Annotated in this window: 18 protein-coding genes and 1 pseudogene; 4 read left to right on the forward strand and 15 right to left on the reverse strand. The window is 42.7% G+C overall.

Annotation, left to right across the window (positions count from 1 at the left end):
• Positions 1 to 2: 2 nt before the first annotated feature.
• From ABFG93_RS05195 to ABFG93_RS05225, 7 genes and pseudogenes are all read right to left on the reverse strand, one after another.
• Positions 3 to 476: a GNAT family N-acetyltransferase gene (locus ABFG93_RS05195; protein ID WP_347551220.1), complete on the reverse strand. Its 474-nt coding sequence runs from the start codon at positions 474 to 476 to the stop codon at positions 3 to 5.
• A 274-nt stretch (positions 477 to 750) separates the two neighbouring features.
• Positions 751 to 978, reverse strand: coding sequence for a hypothetical protein (locus ABFG93_RS05200; protein WP_347551221.1), 228 nt, complete (start codon positions 976 to 978; stop codon positions 751 to 753).
• Positions 979 to 981: 3 nt separating this feature from the next.
• On the reverse strand, positions 982 to 1,230 hold the full coding sequence (locus ABFG93_RS05205; RefSeq protein ID WP_347551223.1) for a hypothetical protein: 249 nt from the start codon (positions 1,228 to 1,230) through the stop codon (positions 982 to 984).
• 292 nt (positions 1,231 to 1,522) lie between these two features.
• Positions 1,523 to 2,214: pseudogene (locus tag ABFG93_RS05210) on the reverse strand (DUF421 domain-containing protein).
• A 159-nt stretch (positions 2,215 to 2,373) separates the two neighbouring features.
• The gene (locus ABFG93_RS05215) at positions 2,374 to 3,021 is read right to left on the reverse strand and encodes a pentapeptide repeat-containing protein (protein ID WP_347551226.1); all 648 of its coding nucleotides are present in this window, start codon (positions 3,019 to 3,021) and stop codon (positions 2,374 to 2,376) included.
• 159 nt (positions 3,022 to 3,180) lie between these two features.
• Positions 3,181 to 3,666, reverse strand: a complete 486-nt coding sequence (locus ABFG93_RS05220) for a CBO0543 family protein (RefSeq protein ID WP_347551228.1) — start codon at positions 3,664 to 3,666, stop codon at positions 3,181 to 3,183.
• A 78-nt stretch (positions 3,667 to 3,744) separates the two neighbouring features.
• Entirely contained in the window at positions 3,745 to 4,170 is a 426-nt protein-coding gene (locus ABFG93_RS05225) for a hypothetical protein (RefSeq protein ID WP_347551229.1), read from the reverse strand.
• 116 nt (positions 4,171 to 4,286) lie between these two features.
• Here ABFG93_RS05225 and ABFG93_RS23025 point away from each other — a divergent pair, with 116 nt between their 5' ends.
• The 4 genes from ABFG93_RS23025 (at position 4,287) to ABFG93_RS05240 (ending at position 6,101) form a co-directional block, all read left to right on the forward strand.
• Positions 4,287 to 4,571: a PAS domain-containing protein gene (locus ABFG93_RS23025; protein ID WP_431522052.1), complete on the forward strand. Its 285-nt coding sequence runs from the start codon at positions 4,287 to 4,289 to the stop codon at positions 4,569 to 4,571.
• The gene (locus ABFG93_RS05230; RefSeq protein ID WP_347551231.1) at positions 4,544 to 4,990 is read left to right on the forward strand and encodes a PAS domain-containing protein; all 447 of its coding nucleotides are present in this window, start codon (positions 4,544 to 4,546) and stop codon (positions 4,988 to 4,990) included. The genes ABFG93_RS23025 and ABFG93_RS05230 overlap by 28 nt, the downstream gene beginning before the upstream one ends.
• 80 nt (positions 4,991 to 5,070) lie before the next feature.
• Positions 5,071 to 5,574, forward strand: coding sequence for a PAS domain S-box protein (locus ABFG93_RS05235; protein WP_347551232.1), 504 nt, complete (start codon positions 5,071 to 5,073; stop codon positions 5,572 to 5,574).
• Between the two features lie 269 nt (positions 5,575 to 5,843).
• On the forward strand, positions 5,844 to 6,101 hold the full coding sequence (locus ABFG93_RS05240) for an ATP-binding protein (protein WP_347551234.1): 258 nt from the start codon (positions 5,844 to 5,846) through the stop codon (positions 6,099 to 6,101).
• A gap of 42 nt (positions 6,102 to 6,143) precedes the next feature.
• On the opposite strand, the gene ABFG93_RS05245 is transcribed toward ABFG93_RS05240, so the two are convergent.
• From ABFG93_RS05245 to ABFG93_RS05280, 8 genes are all read right to left on the reverse strand, one after another.
• Complete coding sequence (locus ABFG93_RS05245) at positions 6,144 to 8,546, reverse strand: M14 family zinc carboxypeptidase (protein ID WP_347551236.1); 2,403 nt, start codon at positions 8,544 to 8,546, stop codon at positions 6,144 to 6,146.
• Positions 8,547 to 8,709: 163 nt separating this feature from the next.
• Positions 8,710 to 9,486, reverse strand: a complete 777-nt coding sequence (gene cobA, locus ABFG93_RS05250) for a uroporphyrinogen-III C-methyltransferase (protein WP_347552763.1) — start codon at positions 9,484 to 9,486, stop codon at positions 8,710 to 8,712.
• Positions 9,487 to 9,513: 27 nt separating this feature from the next.
• The gene (nirD, locus tag ABFG93_RS05255) at positions 9,514 to 9,849 is read right to left on the reverse strand and encodes a nitrite reductase small subunit NirD (protein ID WP_347551237.1); all 336 of its coding nucleotides are present in this window, start codon (positions 9,847 to 9,849) and stop codon (positions 9,514 to 9,516) included.
• A gap of 24 nt (positions 9,850 to 9,873) precedes the next feature.
• Positions 9,874 to 12,279, reverse strand: a complete 2,406-nt coding sequence (gene nirB / locus ABFG93_RS05260; RefSeq protein ID WP_347551239.1) for a nitrite reductase large subunit NirB — start codon at positions 12,277 to 12,279, stop codon at positions 9,874 to 9,876.
• A gap of 20 nt (positions 12,280 to 12,299) precedes the next feature.
• Positions 12,300 to 13,754, reverse strand: a complete 1,455-nt coding sequence (locus ABFG93_RS05265; RefSeq protein ID WP_347551241.1) for a NarK family nitrate/nitrite MFS transporter — start codon at positions 13,752 to 13,754, stop codon at positions 12,300 to 12,302.
• A gap of 211 nt (positions 13,755 to 13,965) precedes the next feature.
• Positions 13,966 to 16,113 carry an assimilatory nitrate reductase catalytic subunit NasC gene (gene nasC / locus ABFG93_RS05270; RefSeq protein ID WP_347551242.1) on the reverse strand — a complete coding sequence of 716 codons (2,148 nt, stop codon included), beginning with the start codon at positions 16,111 to 16,113 and terminating at the stop codon, positions 13,966 to 13,968.
• Positions 16,110 to 18,407, reverse strand: coding sequence for a nitrite reductase large subunit NirB (nirB, locus tag ABFG93_RS05275; RefSeq protein ID WP_347551244.1), 2,298 nt, complete (start codon positions 18,405 to 18,407; stop codon positions 16,110 to 16,112). The genes nasC and nirB (ABFG93_RS05275) overlap by 4 nt, the downstream gene beginning before the upstream one ends.
• Before the next feature lie 203 nt (positions 18,408 to 18,610).
• Positions 18,611 to 18,949: an MFS transporter gene (locus ABFG93_RS05280; protein WP_347551246.1), complete on the reverse strand. Its 339-nt coding sequence runs from the start codon at positions 18,947 to 18,949 to the stop codon at positions 18,611 to 18,613.
• Between the last annotated feature and the right edge of the window lie 130 nt (positions 18,950 to 19,079).

Here is a 19,079-nt window from a genome sequence, read left to right on the forward strand (position 1 = left end):
ATTCAGTTCAATCTCTTTACAAAGACAACCCGCTCTCGCTCTGGCCCGTCATAGTTCGAGTGAACCGCAATTCCATTAACCACACGATTACCACCCTCGATTTCAAATCCCATCCTGATGTGATAAGCAATTGATGTTTTATTGACAGGAGACGTCACACACCTAACCAAACTGCGACCATATACCTTAACCGTCTTGAAAAACTCATGATAGAGCTGTTTTCCGATGTTGCACCCCCTGTGTGCCGGGTGAACACCAGCAAAATGAATATACCCTTCTTGAAGATGAGTTTGTGATAAGAAACCAACCAGAAAGCCTATAATCTCCCCGTCCTTTTCTGCAATGAAACTCGTATTTGTAAAGTGATCAAAGAACAATTTAGGCAACATATCCGTCATTTGTCTTCCATTCCACCACTTGTTAATTAGGGGGGATATGACATAGTAGTCTGATTGTTTGATGTTTCGAATTTCCATAAAACCCTCCAATTTAGTCTTATCTTTATGAAGAACCTCGGCTCAGTCTACATATTCATCACTTAGATTACTTAAATATCTAGCCATTTCTATTTTACCTTTTTACGATCGCAATACCATTACTAGTTTCATAGATCGCAGTGATCTTTTCAGTGGTATGGTTTACCCACCCAACAGAATGATTAACTTTCATCATTCCTTCAACCATTGAATGATTTGATTTTCATCAGTTCCATCCTTTTTCAAAATGATTCAAAAGTGTTTAAGCGTTTACTCACCCTACCTCTACTACAACCGTTCCAAATAATTCCCCACCTACAAAAGCTTTCATCTGCCAGATGCCACTAGAAGGGAGACCCATTTGTGAAGGTATATGAGCATCTGCGCCATTATTCGCCCCGGCTAATTCTCTCTCTTCAACAACTATTATTTCTTCACCTGTTTCTTTATTTATCGCTACAACTTCAAATGGTCCATCCAGCTCTTCTTCCTCTCCCCACAAATGCTACATGTATTTGTTTTGCTCACCCGCTTTGAATCGCGTGTTAGATCCATATATAAAGCCGATCCTTCCTTCTTCACCAAGCATCGAGTAAGATTCAGATTCAAAGGTTTGACTGCCTTCGGCTTTATTCGCTTCTTTAACTGGCTCTTTACTGAGGTTATCTCCTTTATCATTGACACTTTCATTTCCAGTACAGCCAATTAGAATAGAAAGTATCAGCAATGGAAAGACCTTCATTGCTTTCTTCATTTCTCAAATGCTCCTCTCTATAACATTTATCCAAAAAACTTATCATACTTGTCAATTTGATCAGGATGTAATCCTGTACTTCTCTGCGCATCTCTCTGCATGGTTTGATTACATTCCTTGCAAACATAACTCGAGCCTGGATTCTGTTTTATTTTTCGATACTGTGAATCAGATGGACCTATGCTATATTTTTCCTTACAGAAAAAGCATGTCGTTTCAATCATCTTTAATCTCCCATTATACGTTTTATTTGTAACTACTTCTAGAAAAAGGAATATTCACCTACTTAAATTTAAGGGGGGTCAGACAAGTGGATTTCTTGATTCTCATTTATGGATGCGAAGAAGATACTATTTAACTTCATTACACCTTTTTCTGCGAATTTAGTTTTTAACCAACTCTCACTTAATCCTAAGTCAGCAAGTACCTCACTATAAATCTTCCCTTCACTTACGACTGGATACGCAATTCCGCCAGATTTAGATTGAATCCCTAACTCTTCTTTAGTAACGTAATTTTTATTTGTTTGTCTAAATACAGATAAGTTTCCGTTTGCTTTTACTATCGCAAGTTCTACTTCACTTACATCAAAGATATCCTTTTCACGTAACATTTGAAGTATATTGTCTATTGAATAACGAATGCTTTTTATATAACCGACAAGGAATGTACCATTTTTCATCACCGCTGTTGGTTCAAAAGTAATTAATTTACCTACCTTGCGCTTTTTAAGTACTATACTAGAAATGATTCGTTGAAATTCTCCCATTGCAATGACAGTGGTAGCGGTATGGATATGTTCAATTTTAGGATCAGCAATATCTGCTCCCACAACCGCTCCTAACGTAATTATAATCAAAAAATCAAACACAGGTAATTCTCCAATTGATCGCTTTCCCATGAAAATAGTAACGATCAATAACAAAGGTAAAATGTAATAATTCTTCCATAAATCATCAAGGTCTCTTTTATTGTTTCCAACATCAATTACCCCTCTTTAATTTAACGGTTTTTAAAGATGAAACCTTATTTACTTCATCGAAGAGATCTCATTCATTATTTGATAACATCACCTGATTTATTCCTTTAAAGAGGAGAGGATGGGGGTCAGACACGTGTCTGACCCCCATCCTCTCCTCTCTATCATTCAACTACCTTCAACCCCAACAACTTCGCAAACCCAATCGCTTGTTCAGCTGAAACTTCACACCCGTCCAGACTATCAAGCGCAACATGGATCCGCTCGAATGTACACGTACTAATATCGACTCCCTTTAGTAGCGTTTGTGCAAAATTCACATCGTTAAGATTACATTTAGAAAACGTCGCCTTGGTAAACATGCAGTCGTGATAGTTCGCACTCTGTAACGATGTCTCTTTAAACACTACCTGCTTAAGACGAGCATCCACAAAGCTACTTAAATTTCCCATGCAATTAATGAACGATACATTCCCCAAATTCGCCTCAGAAAAATCAGTCCCCATTAACTTGCAGTCTTTAAATGTGACACGATGAATAATACCTTCTTTAAAACTTGCATTCGAAAGATTACAATTTTCAAAAATCACATCGATCATATCGACCCGATTGAACAAAGCATTCGTAAACGTCACATTTTTAAAAACCACTTTCGATAGAACGACTTGATCCAGCTCTACGTCATCTACACCTTCACCCGTAATCTTACAATTCATTAAATGAAGATCTTCGTCACGATAAATATTGCGAAAACTCCCCTCTTCTAATACTGGGGGTATTTTCGGAAGCTCAAGCTTAATTTTTTTGCCCATATTAACACCCTTCACTCGTTTCATTTGGATATTAAGAAAGATATCATACGATGGGGATCAATATAAGTCTGTCATTTTATTATTGGTTGTGTCTCGGCACTAATTTGCGCTAACACAAAAAGACTTCTATAGTTTAGAAGCCTTTTCAAAAAATTCTCTTCAATTAGGTGGTTCCGCCTCAAATTCATCTTTAAAAAACCATTTATAGAATAGTCTTGAAAGGTAATTCGTCATTCCAAGTGTCAAGAAGCTCCAATACCATTTCCATTTAACATATTTAATAATATTTGTGTACCTTTCCGCTAACACCTCACCACATGTGATTAACCCTACATGAAAAAGGTAATAAACGAATTTAATGAATTTGTTGCGGTTCTCTGGATAATTCAAATTAAATATCGCACAAAAAGCAGGATAGATAAAGTATTCAAAAGTGAAGCTCATTTTATTTGATTTCTTAAATAACCGAACAGGATATTTGATTAACCCTTTTTCAACAACAAGAAGCCCAAAAAACCATGATATACATTGCTTAGAGAACATGACCAGAATTCCCTGTCTCAGTTTATTTCTCGGTATAAATTTATATAGAAGTACACCTGTAACAATCCAAATGAAATAGAGAATACATTTATCTTTTGACACGGCACATGACCTCCTCTATCCTACTAATGTTTCCAATTTCAGAACATCAATACGTTAGAAGTTAGGATAAATATGTTTCTACTCCACCTCAAGCGCCATCTTCAAATACTCCACAAATAGAATCGATTGCTCCTTCAGGTGAATATCTTCTTCTGGAAGGATCGCATGATCAAGCGCAAGTCCATCAATGAAAGAAACAATCGAACGAGCAATAGTAGCGCTCGAGTACTTCCTGCTAAACTCACCGCTCTCCTGCCCGGCCTGTATCACATCGTCATACACCTTAAAGCCAAGGTAATACCGCTCCTTTCCATACTTTCGTCTACGCTCATCATTACGTCCTGTGATGAAAAACTCTAAATTGCTTGGAGCGAGTGGATCCATCCTGATCCACTGCAACCCGAAGGCAGCATCAAGGCTTTCAGTACAAATGGAAACTGAATCTAGTAGTCTATTTGACAATTTGTTATCCATAGAGGAAAAACAGATCCACCAGTATCTCACTCATGTTTTCACCTTACATCCCGGTCAATTTGCAGACTCCAAGCTCTCTCAAACTAATGAAACTATCCGCTTCTCACGAATGGATCAACATCATGCTTTTATCATGTTTTTAGATAATGAAGGAACTCCTCATATGCCTCACTACAAGAAAGACGAGTTACAGGATAAGAGCATGCCTTCCGAAGAACAACGTCAGCGCTACAACTCTTCTTGATGGCATTGCCTGCATCGATGAGCACCTGAATGTGACATCCATTAATAAAGCGCTAAGAAGAATGTTGGGGTATTCTCTTGAAGAACTTACGACCAGGAAACGAAGTGATATCGTTAGAATCCGCGGAAACTGTTCGACATCAGTTCACATCTGCATTGAATGGACGCCCGAAAATTTACGAAATTGACGCCTCTCACCGAAATGGTCATACTATTCATCTTCAAAATCAAAACCATTCCAATTAAAATTGATGGTGCATTCCGTGGTGCCTATAAAATCATTAAGGACATTTCTGATTATAAAAAGTCCCAACTTGAAACATTGGAACAGGCAGCTCAATTACAATCCCTTATTGATTCCATCCCTGAATTTGTGGTTTTTAAAGATGGAAATGGTCGAATTATTGAGATGAACGAATACGCTAAGTCCATCTTCAAAATTGGAGATAAACAATATGTCGGGAAAACCTGTGAACAACTAAATTGTTACCATAATGGCACTAATCAACTTCTGCTTAATAGTGCCAAAACAGATCAAGTAGCATGGGAAATGAAATCGAAAATTGAATATGAGCACAAGATTAAAAGACGAATGGTGAGGAAGTAACGTATGAAATTATCAAAGCCCCAACCTTCAAGCTTAATGGTAACCGGAAATATATAATTTCCATCGGAAGAGACATCTCCATGCTTAAAAAAGTAGAAAAAGAACTCGTTTCGACAAAGGAGCTGATTGAATCAATTTTCACCAACAATGCTGATGCGATATCTGTAAGTAACTTGAATCAAAAAATCATTAAAGTAAACCCTGCCTTCCAGCGGTTACATGGCTACAACGATGGTGACATGATTACAAACTTGATGAATGTGTACCCTGAGGACAACAAAGCAGAAGCTGAAAAAATGATTAGCAAAGTAATGCGAGGAGAAGGTGTGGTCGATTTCGAAACCATTCGCAAGCGAAAAGATGGATCATTAATCGATGTAAGCATCACCTATTCACCCATTAAAGATCATGAAGGAAACATTACAGCCATGTTAGCCATTACCCGAGATATTCAAGACCGTAAAAAAACCGACGAATTGCTCCTTCGCTCAGAGAAACTCTCAGCAATAGGGCAACTCTCAGCTGCGGTAGCACACGAAGTAAGAAATCCATTAACAACTAGTTTACAAGAACCGAATCAATGATGACATACTGCAACTCATGCTGTCTGAAATGGAGCGGATCGAATCAATCATTAATGAAATTCTATCACTTGCAAGACCTCAGGCTGTTACCTACCAAGAACTGAATATCATCGCGCTCATTCGCAATGTGCTATCACTCATGGAGCCAGAAGCTCTACTTAAAAAAGTGGATTTTTATGCTACATTTCATACCCTATTTCAGACAATGTACGTTGAGAAAAACCAGATTACACAGGTGATAATGAACATCATCAAGAACGCCCGAATCGATGCCAGACGGTGGCGATATTGCCATCACTACTCACCACTCAAGCAAACATCAGATTATCAAAATTGCCGACAAGGGGGTTGGGATTCCAGAAGAAAGACTCGAGCGCCTCGGGGAGCCATTCTTTTCAAACAAAGATACAGGCACAGGACTCGGTCTTGTTGTCTGCTATAAGATTATTCATGAACACAATGGAACGATTCATTTTGATAGCACTGTGGGTGAAGGAACAACTGTGACGATTTCTTTACCGCTATAGCGGGGTCAGAGAGGGGTCTGACCCCGCTCAGCTCTTTCCCTTTTATTCACTAAACACCGCATTCGAAAGTAGTCGGAACAAGTAATCCGTATGATCTCGGAACCCTGCTTCAATTCCAATTAACGTGACATCCTGATCCTGCTCTTTCACAATCACAGGCTGTCCTGCTGCACCATCACGATTTTCCCAGTGGCCTGCTACAAAGAAATCCTCCTCATCATCAAATGAAGCATGAACATCTACACCATCTACATTAGAGTACCAAACAGGCTGGTAAACGAAACCGAAGTCAGTTGCTTCATAGCCTGACGTTAATGATGTATCCCCATAGTCTACTCTCACAATTCCATTGCTGTTTGAATAGCCTTTATTAACTGTCACATCAGTTAACCCAAGCTTTTTCGTAGCATCGGAAGCTCCAGCTCCTACTGCAATGTACTTGCCTCCCCTTTCAACAAATGATTGGATGTTTTCCTTGAATGCATGATACTGACTTTCACTTTCAAGTCCAAACTCCGCATTCGCACGTGAATTGGTGTAAGAAATCAGGCGAGACGTTCCACTATAGAAGAAAGCATCTGTATCCTGAAGACCATTCTCTGCCAGCTCCACTGGCGTGATCTCTTCAACAGTAAAGCCCAATCGCTCAAGCGCTAACCGTGTACCCGAATGCGACTGTGATTTGTTCATCCCACCATCTTCTAAGATTGTCACTTTCTGAGAATCAAGTGGCTTCCCTTCTGTTCCCTCCCCTGAAACAACGGTAATGCCAGAAGCCTTCACAAGCTTTTTCAATTCAGGAATTGATGCTGAGTTAACAATAAACTGATCATCCGCTCCCCACGTCACATCAAATCCATTTTTCATTAGCGTATTTGCAAGGTTGACTGCTTCAACGGAGGAGTTCGGAATCAGGTAAGGACCACCTCCTACTAATTCGCCATCTGTTAAGACTTTTTTCACATCAGATGTTTTCACAGTCAAATTGCTTTTTGCATCTACCTCAATCGCTTCAAATCCCCATAGCTCAGGAAGATTCCAGGCAGAAATATCATACATAGACGGGGTAATGTCCGTGATATCCTCCCCATCCCACAGCATCGTATTGGCAAGGCCAGCTTTTGCCTGACTCATATCCACGATATAGGTGCCTGCAGGATACGCCTTACCATCATATTTAAAATCTTTCTTAGCCTCTGAAACACTAATGTCATTAAACATCAAGTGCTCAACCGCTTTTTCCGTTGCAGTAGGATCCGTTTCATCTACTGGTAAAATGTACGCCTTCGGGAAAAATCCCTCTGTGTGATACGGATGATCAAACTGGATGCCACGCTTAAACACTTCGATTTGATCCTTGATCATTTCTTCCTTATTCTCATTCGAAAATTCAAGCGCACCCATCACCGCGTCATAATGCCATTTCACTCCATCCCAATCGTTTGTCGGAGCTTCAAGCGTGTACCCATATGCTCCGTGGTACATGGCATACATCGGTGTGAAAATCGGTGGATAATCATCCCAGCCTGCTTCATCGTCACGCTGAGGAATATATGTACCTGTCATAGTTTGATAGTTAACTCCTGATGCATCTATATTCGTATTATCGTATTCATCCCGATGTTCAATAACATTATTTTCCATTGATTCTGCTTGATCCAGCGCCCAGTTGGAGAATAGATCGTATTCATAATTCGGATTATGAGGTGGTGTACATGGTTCAATTAACCCTGGATGATCTGCGCCACCATATGCTTTCACATAACCGTGCAAATCCAGAAACACCATCGGATTCCATTCCTTGATCAATTCAACCGTATGTTTTGTTTCAACCTGGGACTGTGTAATGAAATCACGATTCAGATCGATGCCATTTCCATTAAAACGTGTCGCATCGATTCGGCCATCGGGATTTGCGACTACATTAAATATAAGGATGTGATTTTCCAAGAGTTCCTTCGTTTTCGCATCATCTGCCGTAGCGAAACGTTCAATCAACTGTAGTGCTGCATCTGAACCGACAAATTCCGTACCATGAATCGACGCGTTGATCATTACTGGCACCTTAAAATCCGGATGTTTCTCGATAAAATCCTCTGCTTTATCTGGACTTTTAAACATCTTTTTCCTCAACGCCTGCTGATAGCCATATTTCCCTTTCGCAGATGGATCAGAAATCGTTACTACATAGAGATCCTGTCCCTCAGAAGACTTCGCAGGTGTCTCAACGGTAATCCGATTGCTATTCTTTTCAATCTCTTGAAGCTTATCATCCACTTCTGAATACTTCACAAAATCATAGTTCTCACTATTAAATAAACTTCCGTCTTCCTCCTGTAACGTCTCATTCCAATTTACATTCTGCCAATTCGCCTCTGCTGAACCTGTCATTGGCGCAGCTAAGAGCCCTATAGCAGCCAACCCCGATATCAATTGCTTCTTCATCCCCAGCCTCCTCTAATTAACTAAATAGTATAATTACTAGTTTAAACCTTTTATTCAATAATTTGTATATACCATTCATCCTGATTAGAGGGAGGTCTTTTGAACTAGAAGAGAAGAGGAAAGAGGGAAAGGGGGTCAGACACGTGTCTGACCCCCTACTTATCTACAATACCCCATTCATCTCGATGCCTTCTGAGACTGCCCCTTTAGCCTGGAACCAGTTCAAGCTTTCGTGGTAGGAGACAACTTCTCCAATTACGATCATAGATGGATTCTTCATGTTTGCCTGTTTCACGCGCTCCGCAATGCCTTCTAGCGTACCCGTCACCGTCCTCTGATTCTCGGTTGTTCCTTGATAGATGACCGCGACCGGTGTTTCAGCGGAACGTCCATGGCGAATTAGTTTTTCACAAATCGACGGCAGCTTACTCACCCCCATATAGATCGCAATGGTCCCTTTCCCTTTTGCAAGATGCTCCCATTCTCCTTCGCTATTATCCTGAAGGTGCCCGGTAATAAATGTAACAGACGCGCTGACTGATCGGTGTGTGAGAGGTATACCAGCATATGCTGGTGCTGCAGCCCCAGAAGTCACACCGGGTACTACTTCATAGGGAATCCCTCTTTTGCTGACCCATTCTGCCTCTTCACCGCCGCGTCCGAAAATAAAAGGATCTCCACCCTTTAGTCTTGCAACAACTTTTCCTTTCTTCGCATATTTAACGAGAAAGCGATTAATGGTCTCTTGTGTCATCGCATGATAGTTTGGTAGTTTACCGCAAAAGATTAGTTCTGCTCCTGGTTTCGCATAGCCTAATAGCTCTTCACTAATAAGTCGATCGTAAAGGATAACATCAGATTCTTGAATGGCACGCAGTCCTTTTAGCGTAATCAATTCAGGGTCTCCCGGGCCAGCACCAATTAAATACACTTTTCCCATCATAATCGCTCCCTTTTATTCAGTCTCCTACTCTATCGTCAGATAAACATAGCCATCTTCTACATCAACCGGAAACGTCTGCACGCATCCAGTATCTGGTTCCTGAACTTTTCCATCCTTTGTACTGATTTTCCAATCATGAAGCGGGCAATAAACATGATCTCCGCAAATGATCCCCTCTGCCAATGGGCCGCCTTTATGTGGACATTTATTCTCAACCGCCTGCATCGATCCGTTTGACAAATGGAAGACGGCAATAGACCATTTTAGAACCTCAACAGTTTTCCCTGACTGTTGCGGAAAGTCTTCGATTCTACCGATATTAACCTTACTTGTATTAACCTTACTTGCTTGAACTGGCATGGAACATTCCTCCCAAAAAAGTTGTTAGGGCTGTAAAATCGTTTCAAATTGCTGACGAACCGTTCGATCTTCAAGTGCTTCCTTCCATGGATCTCTTGTGGCACGAAGCGCAATATCGATACGATTATTGAGGTTATTTTTCTCCTCCTCATCAGAAAGAACTTCTTTCACATGGTCAATTCCGACTCTCTCTACCCACGCCGACGTTCGTTCTAAATAGTTAGCCGTCTCGCGGTAATATTGCAAATAGGCACCTGTGGTTTTCATTACTTCTTCATCTGTGGTTACTGTCGCCAGTAAGTGTCCTCCCTGAACATTTATGCCACCATTTCCACCAACATAAAGTTCCCAGGCACCGTCTACCCCAATAATCCCAACATCTTTAAAACCTGACTCTGCACAGCTTCTCGGACAGGCCGATACGGCCATCTTGACTTTGTGCGGTGTTTGGAGTCGCTCGAATTTCTTCTCAAGTCGAACGCCAAGCCCAATCGAATCCTGTGTCCCAAAGCGACAGAACTGCTCTCCTACACATGTTTTGACTGTTCGAAGTGCTTTTCCATAAGCGTATCCTGACGGCATATCAAGATCTGCCCAGATCGATGGAAGGTCATCCTTCTTAGCACCGAGCATATCAATCCGCTGCCCACCTGTAACTTTCAGCATTTTGATTTCGTACTTATCACTCACCTCGGCAATCTTTCGAAGCTGATCGGAGGTTGTAACTCCGCCATACATACGCGGCACAACAGAGAACGTACCATCGTTTTGAATATTGGCATGCATCCGTTCATTAACAAAACGCGAAGCTGCTTCATCTTCATATTCCTCAGGAAACAGCATGCCAAGGTAGTAATTAAGAGATGGACGACATTTCGAACAGCCTTCTTTATTCTCAAAATCTAGCACATGGTACACTTCTTTCGTTGTTTGAATCCCCTTCTCTCGAATCGCTTCTACAATTTCGTTTCTTGAAAGGGATGTACATCCACAGATCGGCTCCTGCTGGTCACTTGCATCAAATACGTCGCCAAGCGTATGCTCGAGGATCTGACTTACAAGCGGCTGGCATCCACCGCATGATCTTGATGCATTTGTACACCCTTTGATTTCACCAACGGTGCGGAGGCCTTGGTCCTGAATTGCCTTAGTAATGCATCCTTTGGTTACACCATTACAGCCGCACACAATTTCACTCTCTGGCATTGATGCAACAAGGTCATCCCCTCCATCTTCTTCAGGCTCAAGAAGCGCCACTTTTTTCATCTTTTCCACATTCATTTCTGAACGCATGTAGCTTAGAATTCTAGAGCTATCCGAAGTGTCACCAAACATGACCGTTCCTACAATTTTCTGATCAGCAATCATGATTTTCTTGTAGATGCCTTCTGATTCATCATGAATTCGAATCGCCTTCACACCTTCCTCTTCCTGGAACAGTCCGGCTGAGAAAACATCAACTCCTGATACTTTAAGCTTTGTAAAGACAACAGACCCTTCATAAGGTCCACTTTCATCACCACTAATCGATTTCGCCAGAACAGCAGCCTGTTCATAGAGTGGTGCAACGAGCCCATAAGCGATGCCCCGATGCTCGGCACATTCACCTACCGCATAAATGCCGGGATGGGACGTTTTCATAAAATCATCAACGACAATCCCCCGGTTTGTTTCAAGACCCGTTTCGCTAGCAAGAGCGATATTCGGCTTGATCCCGACAGCCATTACCACAAGATCAGCTTCAATTTCTTCCCCGTCCTTAAAAGCGAGACCGCTAACATGTTCATCACCTGTCACATGCGTCGTTTCTTTTTCCATCAGGAAGGTCATGCCCTGCTGTTCAAGCTCATCTTTCAGCATTTTCGAGGCGGTTGCATCTAACTGGCGATCCATGAGCGCATCTGTATTATGTACAACGCTCACTTCCATATTTAAGTTAAGCAGGCCTCTTGCAGCTTCCAACCCGAGAAGACCTCCCCCGATCACTACCGCTTTCCTCTTCGTTTTCGCGGATTCTATCATTGCGTTGCAGTCGTCTATATCACGAAAGGTGATGACACCTTTTTTGTCTATCCCTGGAAATGGGATGATAAAAGGGTTTGACCCGGTAGCAATAATAAGGCGGTCGTAAGGGAGTGCACCCCCTTTATTCGTATATACAAGTCTTTGGTCCTTATCAATTTCAGTGACAGCTTCGTCTGTCCTAAGCGTCACCTTCTGTTCGTCGTACCAGTCGAGTGGTTTAATGAGCAGTTCATCGACCGTTCCGTTCCCCTGCAGCACAGTTGATAACTGGATTCTGTCATAAGCGGGTGTCCGCTCTTTGCCGATTACCGTAATGTCGTATGCGTTCGGTTCAAGCTTCACAATCTCTTCAACACAGCGGATCCCTGCCATCCCGTTTCCAATTACAAGTATTCGTTCTTTCATGGTATCTCCTCCATTTATTATCATCTTGATACGTTCGTATTGGATGGAACTCTCGAGACTTTCCCTTCTCTGACTGCTCTTTGTTTAGGCTCGACGAGTAAAATCATGCCTGCCGTACACACAGCACCAGTAACGCTAATCACCAAAAAGAATTGTCCGGGCTGAACCATGCTGTAAACGGTAAGGAATGTTGTTGCTCCAACATTTCCGTACGCTCCGACAAGACCAGCAATTTGACCGGTGACTTTCTTTTTGATTAATGGCACCATCGCAAACACGGCGCCTTCCCCTCCCTGTACAAAAAAGGAGCAAAGCATCGTCACCGCGATGGCGAGAGCGAGAGGCCAGGTTCCTGAGACTTGTGACAGAAGAAAGTATCCGATTGACAGACCGAAAAGCATAATGGTCAGAATCAGTTTCCTTCCAAACCGATCACTTAAGTATCCTCCGAGTGGACGTGCAACAAGGTTCGTGAAGGCAAAGGACCCGGCTATGATTCCCGCTTCCGCTAAACCAAGGTCAAACGTCTCACTGAAAAAGAGAGGAAGCATGGAGACAACCGCAAGCTCAGAGCCAAAGGTTACAAAATAGGCCGAAGCAAGAATGAATACCTGTTTAAACGAATACTGCTCTTCTTCAGGAACCCCTTTTTCAAGAGCAGGCCTGTTGTATTGAATCGCACGAAAACTACTGGAGATAAATAGGATTAAAAGGATAAGACAACCTGCAATCGCAGCTTCACTGGTTAATATCGCCATGCTATACAGCTTCCAAAGAAAGACACCAAGAATGCCGTACATCGGGAGCATGATCGCAATCAAACCAATCAGGTCCTTATAGCTTGTTACTTCAAGTCCACCTTTTCGTTTTACTTCACCTGGCAAGGATTTCGAATGAGGTGTATCTGAAGCTGTGAAGTAAAAGACAATTCCATAAATGAGAACAAGTAGACCAGTTATCCCGATCGCATACCGCCAGCCTTCCTCGCCCCCTAATAGAAGAGCAAGTACCGGTAAGGACATCGCTGCAGCAGCGGAACCAAAATTGCCCCAGCCACCGTAGATGCCTTCTGCGATACCCATCCGCTTTTCTGGAAACCATTCAGAGATCATCCGGATCCCAATGACAAATCCAGCACCGATGATTCCGAGAAACATACGGCTGATTAGAAGCTGCCAGTATGTCGTTGCTAAAGCGAATGCAATACATGGAACACTCATGACGACTAGGAGACTGGAATAGACTTTCCGAGGACCAAAGCGATCCACCAGTACACCTATCAAAACACGAGCTGGAATCGTTAGTGCCACATTCATAATCAACAATGCACCAATTTCATCACTCGTAAGCTGAAACTTCTCCTGAATGACATGAATAAAAGGCGCCATATTAAACCAGACAACAAATGACAGAAAGAAAGCAAAAGTCGTTAGACCAAGGATCGAAACGTTAGGTGTTATTCGACGTTTTATCACGCTGCATTTTTCCTCCTCATTTACTAAAGAATTTATATCCTGGATATGTATTGCAGTTTAAAATATTCTGACAATAATATGTGCTTATTTGTAAACTTATCTAACATCCTTTTTATGGAAACGCTTACACCAAATAGACCTCAAAACACCAGAAAAGGCAGCACAATAGCTCTGCTGCCTCCACGATATTCATATTTTGACACATGTTATATTATGTTACATTAGATTGTGATTTTTCATAGGAGGGTTGAATATCGACCGCACAAACTTTGAACGATGGCATTTTACATCGAGGATCAAGTTCCTGTGACGTTAATCGATTGATGCACTGTTTACCTCCCCAGTGGAATGGAACAAAGAGGGTGTCTTCTCGAATCCGATCAGTAACATGGCACCTTAACTGGATCTCGCCCCTTTCAGAGGTTAGACGGGCCATTTCATGAGGCTGCAACCCAAATCGCTTTGCGGTTTCAGGGTGAATTTGCACAAACGGCTCTACTACTCTTGAGCGAAGACCTGGGGAATTCCTTGTTTGTACGCCCGTTAAATAATGCTCGAGCACTCTTCCAGTTGTTAAATACAACGGATACCGAGCACTGACACTCTCACTTGGCACATGATTCCGAACGATTCCGATAGAAGCCCGTCCATCCCTTGTCGGAAAAGACTCACTGAACAGACGTTTCTCCCCGTCTGGTTCGTCTTCTGTGCACGGCCAGTATACCCTTTCAGTTTGAAGCCTATCATACGTAATACCTGAATAATCTGCGATTCCGCCTTTACTTGCTATTCGTAATTCATTAAAAATATCTTGCGGATTTGAGTACTGAAAGTATGCTCCTTTTCCTAGAACAGCGGAAAGTTGACAGAGGATTTCCCAGTCATGCCTCACACCTTCTGGCCGCACCCTTGCAGCTTTACGAAGCGCTACCCGTCCTTCAAAATTTGTCATCGTTCCTTCATCCTCAAGATAGGAAGATGACGGCAGGATTAAATCGGCCAGTTGAGCAGTCTCGGATTCAAACATATCCACAACTACAAGAAACTCAAGAGATTTTAGCGCTTTTTCAACGAGATTGATGTTTGGGTTCGATACAACAGGATTTGACCCCATCACAAAGAGACTCTTCAAATCACCGCGATCTATTTTCTCCATCATTTCGTAAGCTGAAACGCCTTTACCAGGCAACTCTCCTTCGTCAATGCCCCACACATTGGCGATATAGCTACGATCCTCTAAGTTTTCAATAGAACGGTAACCCGGAAGCTGATCAGCTTTTTGACCGTGTTCTCTTCCACCCTGCCCATTCCCCTGACCGGTCACAGCGCCATATCCACAGCCAATCCGACCGATTTTTCCTGTTAGAAGAAGGAGATTCAGGTAATTTCGGACAGTGTCATATCCGTAGGCCAGCTGCTCAACCCCTCTCGCTGTGAGCACCATTCCGGTCGGAGATGTAGCAAAAGTTCGAGCCACTTCGGTAATGGTTTCAACAGGGACATCAACAAGATCGGACAATTGCTCTAAGTCACTATCATCCAGATGGCGACAAAGTTCCTCATAGCCATTTGTTCGGTCAGTTATAAATTCTGAATCAACAAGCTTATCATTGATGATCACTTTTAAAAGTCCATTGACGAATGAAGCATCCATCCCTGGCTTGATCTTGATATGAAGATCTGCAAGATCCGTTGTTGCCGTCTCACGCGGATCAATCGCAATCAAAAAAGAGCCGTTTTGCTTCGCCTCTTCAAGGTAAGGCATCAATGTCGGCTGACATTCTGCAATATTAGTCCCAGCCAGAATGATGCATTTCGAATATGGAATTTCACTCAGCTTATTTGTAAACCCTCGATCCATTCCGAAGGCGTCATTTGCACCTGAAGCGGCGGCTGACATACAGAATCGCCCATTGTAGTCGATAAAACGCGTACCAAGTGTCACCCTTGCGAATTTCCCGAGCAAGTACGCCTCTTCATTGGTCAGCGATCCGCCCCCATACACGCCAATCGCATCCTTTCCCTCCTTTTCTTGAATCGACTCGAAGCGGTCTTTCATTAAAGCAAATGCCTCATCCCACGTAATTGAGACAAAGGCATCGTCTTTTCTCTGCATCGGTGTTTGAATGCGCTTCGGATTGAAATGATGCTGATGCGCATGCATTCCTTTTACACAAAGCCGGCCCTCAGATGTCACGTTAGGCGTGCCGCTGACTGAAACCCTTTTTCTAGTCACAATACGCTCTTCAACAAGCTTCATTGTACATTGCACGCTGCAAAAGGGACATTGCGATTCATATATCTCTTCAGTACCGCGTTCCTTTTCCTTCTCTCTGAAATGATGCAAAAAGTTCTTCATCTCTCCACACTCCTTACAGCTATACGATCATTCTCGAATTGATCCGGTAGTGATTCACTTAAAAATTCATGCAGCCCTTCAAAAGTAACCTCATCAAAAATTGCTTCCCTGATTTGGATAACCCCAACTCGATTTACCCAGTTCTCCACTCTCTCACGATAAAAGGCATCGAGCTTATAGAGTTGGAGAAATGCCCCTATGAGGCCGAGAATCTCCTTTTCCTCTTCCACACTAAATAGAAGAAGCGATTCACCCTCGATCAAAAGGTGCCCCTCAAAACGCTCCCCCTCCTGTACAATCATCAAGTCAGTTTCGACATTTGACAGAAAAGAGGCCGATAGCGTGATCTCAACTTTCTCTGGTAATTCTAGACGTTCGAGCTTTTGTTCGAGCATCTCCCCAAGACGAATAAAACGCATTATTTTCTGATATCCCGTTTGATTGCCCTCATCAATTTTGATTGAAAGAGAGCGATGTGACCATACTGCCTGCAGGCATTCTAGTACAAAAGGAAGCACCTCTTCTTGAACACCCATTAATTTAATCCGGTGGTCCTCTGTGAACCTTACGATTGGAATGTTAAATCGCTCTATGACAGATGTGATCCTGTTCAATTCTTTCGATGTAGCAAAACCTCCGCTTGTTTTAGGAATGAGAGCATACGTCCCATCATCGAGTAGCGAAAAGGAAACCTGCTGGTTTTCACCAGGGCTACCGCTTAGATAATACGTTAAAGCCGGAGTGCATGTATGGCATCCTTCAGTATTCTCCCACTCAAACAACCGATGAACCTCTTCCAACGTTTGGATCTGTTCGACACGAATCGCTTCAACGATCTCCTGTTCACTATAGGTTGTACAGGTACACATTGGTTCTGGTGCAGCTTGAGCATCTGAATTCAAACAATACTCAAGCAAATCACATACGACACCTCGGCAACCCCCGCACGAGCTTGAGGCTTTTGTCTGATCTTTAACTTCTTCAACAGATGTTAGCCCATCTCTATAAACGGCTGTCGTAATCGCACCTTTTGTAACCCCATTACACTGGCAGATCGTCGTGCTGTCTGGCACTTCAAGAAAGCCCGAATCCGTAGTCGAATCACTTGAAAGCACGTGGTATTCCGGAATCTTCGTAACCGGCGCTTGTTCAATCACCATTTGCGAAATTTGCTTCGCATCCGTTGTATCCCCGTAAAGAATGGCGCCCACAACCGAACCATGCATGGTTACGATTTTCTTGTAGATGTTACGAACTGGATCTACCCATTTAAACGTTCTCGTCTCTTCCGTTTCAAGCACCTGCCCTGCTGAAAATGCCTCAATGTCTCGAATTTTAAGAAAGGTGGACACTGTTGATCCTTTATAACGCTCTCCTCGTAACCCGGAAAGCGTTCGAGCCAATTGACTCGCCTGTTCATAAATCGGACCAACCAGTCCATACGTAACCCCTCGGTGTTCCGCGCACTCACCGATGGCGTATACATTCGGTATATTCGTTCGCATATAGTCGTTCACTACGATTCCTTTCCGGATCTCGAGCCCCGATCTTTTGGCAAACTCAATATTCGGACGAATCCCAACAGACATCAACACAAGATCCGTCTCAAGCGTGTGGCCATCTGCAAATCGAATGCTTTCAACACGGCGATTTCCTATCAATTCTTTCGTCCTTTTGTTTAGAGCAAACCTCACTCCCTTTGCCTCTAGCTGTTCTTGGAGCAAACCAGCTGCATACGTATCCAACTGTCGATTCATCACATTTGGTTGATGATGCACAACCGTTGTTTCAAATCCATGATGAACAAGACCCATTGCTGCCTCAAGCCCAAGCAGCCCGGCACCAATCACCGTTGCTTTCTTATATCGCCCGGACCTGCTCAGCAATTCTTCATAATCCTGAAGGGTTCGAAACGTCATCACACCATCCTTATCTGCTCCCTTGACAGGGAGGATGTAAGGACTTGAGCCCGAAGCAATAACAAGGTGATCATAAGACAGCTTCCTCCCCTTATCGGTCTCCACCTGATTCAAACCAGGATGAATAGATAATACCGTTTCATTCGATAAGAAACGGATCCCATTTGTCGTATACCAGTCCATGTCATAAATCACGACATCTTCGAGCGTGGTGTCTCCCTGAAGAATACTCGAGAGCATAATCCGGTTATACGCTGGATACCGCTCTTTTCCGATGACCGTAATCTCATATCGTTCCGGTTCAATTTTAAGAAAGCTTTCAAGAAAACGGATGCCTGCCATGCCATTCCCTACCAACAAGATTTTCTCTTTCACGGTATCCCCTCTTCCTAACAGGTAACATTATGAAATTATCCTACCATGTCTGAAAATTGAAAATAACATCAGCGTAAGGTATCCTGACAGGGATTTCATACCGAAGGCGAGAAGGAGAACATTAAAATAAGAGATGAATGTGAGGTTTTCTCGCAATTTAAAGATGGGGTCATTAAAGATGGGGTCAGACACGTGTCTGACCCCTAAACATCCACATGAAGCGTTTCTTTCATTTTTGTCCATGCTATGATTCCGGATATGAACGGGAGTATAGCGACAAGGACGATCGCCCAATTGATAGTAATTATGTCTGCAATAATCCCTGCAATCAATGCACCAAATGCGTATCCACTGTCTCGCCAGAATCGATAAACTCCCATGGACCTAGCTCGCCATTCTGGATGGGCCACATCACTTATGGAAGCGAGGATAGTTGGATAAACCATTGCTGTTCCTATTCCTAGAAGTGTTGCACCTATGATCCATAACGGGTAGGTATGAACGATTAATATAAACCACCAAGATAGAGCTTGGACAAACATCCCAGTCACTATAAGTTTTTTTTCGTCCTATTTTATCGCTCCAAACTCCGGTAAATAGCTGAAATAATCCCCACCAGAACAAGAAATATCGGGAAAAGTCCCCATGCCATCCCATCTTTTAAGTTAGTTG

The sequence above is a fragment of the Pseudalkalibacillus hwajinpoensis genome (genome assembly GCF_039851965.1).
GTDB lineage: Bacteria > Bacillota > Bacilli > Bacillales > Guptibacillaceae > Guptibacillus > Guptibacillus hwajinpoensis_E.